The organism is Sporofaciens musculi (assembly GCF_009830285.1).
GTDB classification, from domain to species: Bacteria; Bacillota; Clostridia; order Lachnospirales; family Lachnospiraceae; genus Sporofaciens; species Sporofaciens musculi.
The window spans coordinates 43,137-49,487 of the sequence record NZ_WUQX01000002.1 but is presented as its reverse complement, the minus strand read 5'-3'; the positions used below and the strand labels follow the sequence as shown (position 1 = coordinate 49,487).

The following is a 6,351-nucleotide window of genomic DNA, read 5'->3' as shown; positions in this document are numbered from 1 at the left end:
AATCCTTATGTGGCGTACAATGCAGATGGAAGCTTCAGAGAAATCTATCCGGAGATGGAACGGTTTATCGACAGGGCAAACGGAGAGCCGTATAAGTGATTGGGCATGAGGATGTTCGTTATCAGATTTTTACCAGGTATGGCTTTTTACATGGGCGGGATTGGACAGACCCTATCGATTATCAGTATTTTGAGAAGAATTGGGGTAAAATTCTGCTGATAAAATAGAAGCAAAAATGGTTGACACACGCGGCAACTTATAATATACCTTAACAGTATGACAAAAAGAGAAACAGTGAGGAACCAAAGCCCCGGAGCCTTATTGATTTCGATACCATAATATGCGTAAGAATTGCCTTGGGCAGATTGTCTTCGTATAATTATCATGAATATGTTAATGTTTCACAGGAGGTAGACTGATGAAAACTTATATGGCGAATCCAGATAAGATTGAAAGAAAAATGGTATGTAGTTGATGCTGCGGGATGTACGTTGGGTCGTCTCACATCAGAAGTGGCTAAGATTTTAAGAGGTAAGAATAAGCCGGAATTTACTCCGCATATTGATACCGGCGATTATGTAGTAATTGTCAATGCTGAAAAGATTAAGGTAACAGGCAAGAAGATGGAGCAGAAGATCTATTACCATCACTCTGACTATGTAGGAGGCATGAAGGAGACTACATTGGCAGAGATGATGGACAAGAAGCCTGGAGAAAGTGATTGAACTTGCTGTTAAGGGTATGCTTCCAAAGGACCTTTGGGAAGATCCATGATCAAGAAGCTTCATGTATATGCCGGACCAGAGCATAATCAGCAGGCTCAGAAGCCGGTTGAACTGAAACTGTAAGAGAAGGTTGAGAGGAGGATATTAAAGTGGCTAATGCAAGATTCTACGGAACAGGAAGAAGAAAAAAATCAATCGCAAGAGTGTATTTAGTACCAGGAACAGGTAAGGTTACGATAAATAAAAGAGATATCGATGATTATCTCGGATTAGAGACATTGAAGGTTGTTGTTCGTCAGCCGCTGGTTGCAACAGAGACAGACGGCAAGTTTGACGTTATTGTTAATGTAAAGGGCGGCGGATATACAGGACAGGCAGGCGCAATCCGTCATGGTATCGCAAGAGCGCTTCTTCAGGCAGATGCAGATTACAGGCCGGTGCTTAAGAAGGCAGGATATTTGACACGTGATCCACGTATGAAAGAGCGTAAGAAATACGGCCTCAAGGCGGCTCGTCGCGCTCCGCAGTTCAGCAAGCGATAATTCAAGCGAATATTGCAAAGAGAGACATTCCCCGGAAACAGCGCGTTTCCGGGGTTTTCTTGTATTCTGAAATTCTTATGAGACAGCACAAAATCACACAAAATTCCAACGGTAAGTAACAAGTAAGTAACAGGTAAGTGACAAATGAGAAAATCTTTTTCTTGTGTCGTGCGCACGACAATGTTATAATGCAAAAAAACAGGAAAAGAGGCGGTATCAGTGAACCGGACAGAGTATAAGAACCAACACGCAAAAGAGCATTACGACCGGATAAATTTCAGAATACCAATAGGGAAAAAGAAAGAATACGGGCAGCAGCATCCGCAATCGGGATGTCGGTCAACGAATATCTCTATGCACTGATATGTAATGACCTTGCATCCGGGGAAAGTAAGTTCGGGAAGAAAAAGCAGGGATTCAATGAGGAGCAGCGTCGCATGTTGGAAAAGTGGCAAGTTCCGAAAAATATTATGATATGATTGAGGATATGTCCTATTCAAAGGAGGAGGGATATTTCATATATCTCAAGGATGGATTCATAAATGATGTGACTGGCAGCAGGAGCATCCATTGTGAAAAGACTTCCGAGGTTCGGCGGGTAATTGGAAAGACACATAAAAATAAAAGATTGTAGAACATAAGAAAATATGATAAAATACGACATGACAACCGTGTTGCAGGGTGGGCTGACCTCTCATTTTTATAGAATGGGGGTGATGCCTATGAAAAATCATTTTGATTTTAAGGACATTATGACCTTTGGTCTGTTCCTTTTGGCGTTGCTTACATTCGTTTTTACGTTTTGTAAGTAGGTCTACATAGAAAAACCACCCCAAAACTTTGACCGAGTGCAAGGGTGGATTTTTCTATCTTTATTCATTTGGTCAACCCACCTTGTGGGCGGTTGTCTTTTTTTGTATTTATAATATACCATAAGAAGGCGGAGAGTTCAAGGGTAAAATCGTTTGTGGGATAGTGTGAGGCGATATGAGATAATGTGAGAACATACAATAGGCAGGCTTGAACCTGCCTGTTGTCATATCTTGTTGATTGCGTCGATTAGTTCCTCAATTTCAAAGTGGGTATATACAACCTCCGTCGCACTCTGCCCTTTATGACCGACAATTTTTTTGATGACCTTATCATCGACACCTGCGACGGTCAGCATTGAAATGCAGGTGTGCCGGGTGAAGTGTGGCGTGTGGTCGATGTTTAGAACCTCAACCAAAGAAGACCAGTACGAATCATAATAATTACGGTATATGAAATGTCCGCCGTCCGGGGTGCAGAGGAGGTATTCACATTTGCTATGTACATATCAGTATTCAAAAAATAGGAGAACCTTGTCAGCAATCGGAACAACACGGATTCCGGCTGCGGTTTTCGCCTAGACGATATTGAAATAGCGTTCCTCAAGGTTGACATGTTCTTTCTTTAGGTCGAGCAGTTCCGAGATACGGCATCCGGAATATATCAACATGAGGATGTAAATATCTGAAAAAGTAAGGAGGACGAAATCATGTTATACTATTTAGGCAAGGGAACGGAGTTCAAGAAAGAGGAGTGCAAAGAATAAAAGACATTAAAAAATGTACTGGCAGCAGCGAAAGACGAGGTTCTCACCGTATGGGATGAAAACGGAGTGGTCGTCGGTGGCTTGACTGACAATGAAGATGGTGAGGACGATTGACGACCACTATCTCTCTGGACTGTCTGAACACGTTCAGTTTGAACAGTTGTAAAATCCGGAAAAAGTATTACAAAAATCATGATTCCGATGTATAATAAAACAATAGCGGAGCATATGAGACTTTTCCGGTAATAAACAGGTAATAAACAAATGCCTTGAAAATGCCGGAAAATAAGGGTTTGAAACTATGTAAGAGTTAAATTTTATCAAAACGGCTCAAAAAGCCCGGAAAATCAAATGTTTACGGTTAGAGGGAAGTAATTTCGGATTAGGCGGTATAGCCCCAATTACAGGGGCTGTACCGTCTTTTCGAGTTCCTATGCGCCTTGCCGTTTCGGTTGCGTGGCAGAAAGGAAATTGATTTCCCCTACAAAGTTGAAAACAATATCTACTTTCTGTACTCGTTTCCCGTCCACCTTTTCCGGTGCATGGACTATGATTTTCTTGATAAATTCATTGACGATTGCGGGAGTGAGTTCCTTTATCCCCACATACTTGCGGATAATTGCGGCGAAGCTGTCAAAATCGCTCTTGTTCTGTTCGTAGGTATCCACTTCCTGCTGGTCTGCCTTGACCTTTTCTTCCAGTTCCCGCTGTTCCGCTTCATATTCTGCGGACAGCTTCCTCGCCTGTCCGACCTCACGTTTCCTGCGCTTCATTTCCTTTTCTGTTTCAGCGGAGCGTTGATGATACATCATTTCATGGAAAGCCATGATGTCATCAAAGAAAAGGGCAGTCACGTCAAATATCCTGCTCCATACGATTTGCTTCAACACTTCCTCGCGGATAAAGTGAGCCGTACAGCTTCCCGTATTGCTCTTGTACTTTGCACAGCGGTAATGGTCTTGTGAACCGTTAAAACTTTTACAAGTAGCGAAATGTAGCTTACTCCCACAGTCCGCACAATATACCAAGCCGGAAAATAAACCTTGCCGCTCTGCCTTTGTGGGGCGGCGTTTGTTTGCCCTTAGTTCCTGCACCCGTTCAAAAACGGCGTCCTCTACAATCGCTTCATGGGTATTGAAAAAGATAGCCTGCTGCTCCTTTGTGGTTGGAATCCGCTTTTTCAATTTGTGGGATTTGGAATAGCTTTTGAAATTTACGGTATGTCCGCAGTAGTCCATACGCTCCAAAATACCAACAATGGTACTATCCCTCCAATCATAGGGATTTTCGGAAAAAGCTTTTCCCTTTTCTTTGCGTAGTGGGCTTTGGCAGTCAGTACCTTATCTTCTTTGAGGATTTTTGCTATCTGCATGGGACCTTTCCCACCGATACATAAATCAAAAATCCGTTTCACCACAGCGGCGGCTTCCTCGTCTACAATCCATTGCTTTTTGTCCGTAGGGCTTACTATGTAGCCATAGGGCGGCTTTGTCAGGTGTTCCCCCGCCTGTCCTTGCGCCCGTTTGATTGCCCGCACCTTTTTGCTTGTGTCTTTAGCATAAAAATCGTTGAACCAGTTCCGCAGAGGGGTAAACTCGTTATCTTCCCTTGCTGTGTCTACACCGTCGTTAATGGCAATGTAGCGCACTTCGTATTCGGGAAAGACAATCTCTATCAGCTCCCCGGTTTTCAGATAATTACGTCCCAGACGGGAAAGGTCTTTTGTTATGACGGTCGCCACGTTTCCGGCTTCAACTTCATGCAGCATGGCTTGAAGCCCCTCACGCTCAAAGCTCACGCCGGAAAATCCGTCGTCTACGAAAAAGCGCGTATTGAAAAAGTGGTGTTCGTCAGCGTACTTTTGTAAAATCAGCTTTTGGTTCTGTATGCTCTCGCTTTCCCCGGCTTGCATATCTTCCTGGCTCAATCTGCAATATAAAGCGGTAATCTTGTCTGTCTGTAACATTTTGTCCTCCTTTCCGACGACAGACAAGCATGGTATTTGTACTGTCTATATTATACCACATACCGCTGCCTGTGTCATGTATAAAATGTGAAGAAACGCCCTATTTTCGGGCGTTTGTGGGGTTCAGCTCCATGTCTTTGCGAATGAGCTTTTTTATCTTTTTATCCAGTGTGTCCGTCGCGCGTTCACTTGCGGACGAACATACAAGGTAAGTAACTTTTCCTATTTTATGCTCCGTTGTGGTAACGGGCGTTTGGTTTTGCGTCAAAGAAAATCCCCCTTTCTTTCGCAAACATATAATACAGTCTATGAATAGCAGCAAGTCCACTATTCAATAAATCAAAGGCTTTAATCGGACGGTTATCAGCATAACCTCATGGGAATTGCACCCCCGCATGGTTCTCATGCAGCCCTACCCATTGCCTGCGACGCTCTTAACGCTCGGACTGTGGCTGTAAGGAAGTATCATTGTATATTCTGCGTGTCGTCGCCCGCAAGCCGCTACACTTGCTTTCCGGCGCGGTGTTGGTCGCTCGGCTGTCCGGGCGGGGATAACCTCACCCGGATAGCGTCATGGCGCACCCGCCGTATGGCTCGGCGCAAAAGGAACGTATCCGATTTGCCCTATGCTGCGCCGCCGTTATCTTGCGCCGCTTTCTTTTTCAAGGTTCAAAATGGCTGTGCTGCCGCGTCAGCAGCGGAACGGAAAAGGGGTTAGAGAAAGCGTCCCGCCGCTGCGGTTATTCCTCTGCCTTAAAGGTGAGGACAGCCATCATCAGTTTTGCTTGCAGCCGTTCCCGAATGTCGTGGTCTACGCCGAAATAGACGTTCCCGCGCTCGTCGTACAGCTTCCGCATGGAAAGGCGGGCTATGTAGCCGCTGAAATGCTGCAAGACAATCTTCATGGCGTCCGGGTCGCCCTTTGTCGCTGCCACAATGACAGGATAGGGAACAAGGGCGTTTTCCGGGTAGCCGGGTTCGTTACCATTCGTCCCATTCATCAGCATTTTCCTCCAGATATTTTCTTAGCAGCTCAAAAGAGCTTGTCCGCCTGTACTGTATCGTGCTTCTCGACGTATTGAACAGTTCTGCAATCTCGGTATCGTTCATTCCCTCGAAGTAATACAGCAATATGGCTTTGCGCTTTTCTTCCGGCAAAGTACGGATTGCTTCAAGAAGCAGCTTTGGCGTGATTTTCTTCCCGGCTTTCTCAAAGGCGGTTTCGGCAGTTTCCCGTTTGAAATATTCATCAAACGTATGAAGCTGTCGCGCTTCGTCTAAGGTCATGTCGGAAAAGGTCACTTCCTTTGCCTTGTGTCTGCGAAGCTCTCTATGAGTGTCGCACGCTTCATTGTGCAATACCGTATTACAAAACTTCTGAAAAGCACACTGTTTGTAAAACTCCCTGCTGTTAGGTTCCACATTCTCACCTCCTTTCTCGTTGGAAAGTTGGTGGTGCTTCCCCCTTTTCGCGGGCAATACGGCGTTTTTCAAAAACGCCGAAGATTTTTTGAAATTTCTTCAAAAATTTTTGAACGTACA

8 protein-coding genes and 2 pseudogenes are annotated in these 6,351 nt (G+C 44.7%); 4 read left to right on the top strand and 6 right to left on the bottom strand.

Annotated features, from left to right (window positions below; all coding sequences use genetic code 11):
* The first annotated feature begins 95 nt into the window (after nt 1-95).
* From GN277_RS30715 to GN277_RS29635, 4 genes and pseudogenes are all read left to right on the top strand, one after another.
* Nucleotides 96-227, top strand: a complete 132-nt coding sequence (locus GN277_RS30715) for a M15 family metallopeptidase (RefSeq protein ID WP_244325020.1) — start codon at nt 96-98, stop codon at nt 225-227.
* 191 nt (nt 228-418) lie between these two features.
* Nucleotides 419-848 (top strand): annotated as a pseudogene (rplM, locus tag GN277_RS27695) (50S ribosomal protein L13).
* A 26-nt stretch (nt 849-874) separates the two neighbouring features.
* Nucleotides 875-1,267 carry a 30S ribosomal protein S9 gene (gene rpsI, locus GN277_RS27690; RefSeq protein ID WP_159752933.1) on the top strand — a complete coding sequence of 131 codons (393 nt, stop codon included), beginning with the start codon at nt 875-877 and terminating at the stop codon, nt 1,265-1,267.
* A gap of 448 nt (nt 1,268-1,715) precedes the next feature.
* Complete coding sequence (locus GN277_RS29635; protein ID WP_204162867.1) at nt 1,716-1,901, top strand: hypothetical protein; 186 nt, start codon at nt 1,716-1,718, stop codon at nt 1,899-1,901.
* Nucleotides 1,902-2,303: 402 nt separating this feature from the next.
* Here the strand turns inward: GN277_RS29635 and GN277_RS30710 are convergent.
* The 6 genes and pseudogenes from GN277_RS30710 to GN277_RS27660 all read right to left on the bottom strand — a co-directional run.
* Nucleotides 2,304-2,555 (bottom strand): annotated as a pseudogene (locus GN277_RS30710) (tyrosine-type recombinase/integrase); the annotation flags it as partial.
* 719 nt (nt 2,556-3,274) lie between these two features.
* Nucleotides 3,275-4,081 carry a DUF4368 domain-containing protein gene (locus GN277_RS31935; RefSeq protein WP_159757367.1) on the bottom strand — a complete coding sequence of 269 codons (807 nt, stop codon included), beginning with the start codon at nt 4,079-4,081 and terminating at the stop codon, nt 3,275-3,277.
* Nucleotides 4,057-4,809, bottom strand: coding sequence for a recombinase family protein (locus GN277_RS31930; RefSeq protein WP_204162866.1), 753 nt, complete (start codon nt 4,807-4,809; stop codon nt 4,057-4,059). Before GN277_RS31930 ends, GN277_RS31935 begins: the two co-directional genes overlap by 25 nt.
* A gap of 100 nt (nt 4,810-4,909) precedes the next feature.
* The gene (locus GN277_RS27670; RefSeq protein WP_244324802.1) at nt 4,910-5,077 is read right to left on the bottom strand and encodes a transposon-encoded TnpW family protein; all 168 of its coding nucleotides are present in this window, start codon (nt 5,075-5,077) and stop codon (nt 4,910-4,912) included.
* Nucleotides 5,078-5,549: 472 nt separating this feature from the next.
* Nucleotides 5,550-5,810, bottom strand: a complete 261-nt coding sequence (locus GN277_RS27665) for a helix-turn-helix domain-containing protein (RefSeq protein WP_002569189.1) — start codon at nt 5,808-5,810, stop codon at nt 5,550-5,552.
* Nucleotides 5,791-6,231, bottom strand: a complete 441-nt coding sequence (locus tag GN277_RS27660) for an RNA polymerase sigma factor (protein WP_159752929.1) — start codon at nt 6,229-6,231, stop codon at nt 5,791-5,793. The genes GN277_RS27665 and GN277_RS27660 overlap by 20 nt, the downstream gene beginning before the upstream one ends.
* Nucleotides 6,232-6,351: the final 120 nt, after the last annotated feature.

Coding starts and splice junctions, on each gene's coding strand:
- GN277_RS27665 (WP_002569189.1), bottom strand. CDS start 5,810: ATGAATGGGACGAATGGTAACGAACCCGGCTACCCGGAAAACGCCCTT.
- GN277_RS31930 (WP_204162866.1), bottom strand. CDS start 4,809: ATGTTACAGACAGACAAGATTACCGCTTTATATTGCAGATTGAGCCAG.
- GN277_RS31935 (WP_159757367.1), bottom strand. CDS start 4,081: ATGGACTACTGCGGACATACCGTAAATTTCAAAAGCTATTCCAAATCC.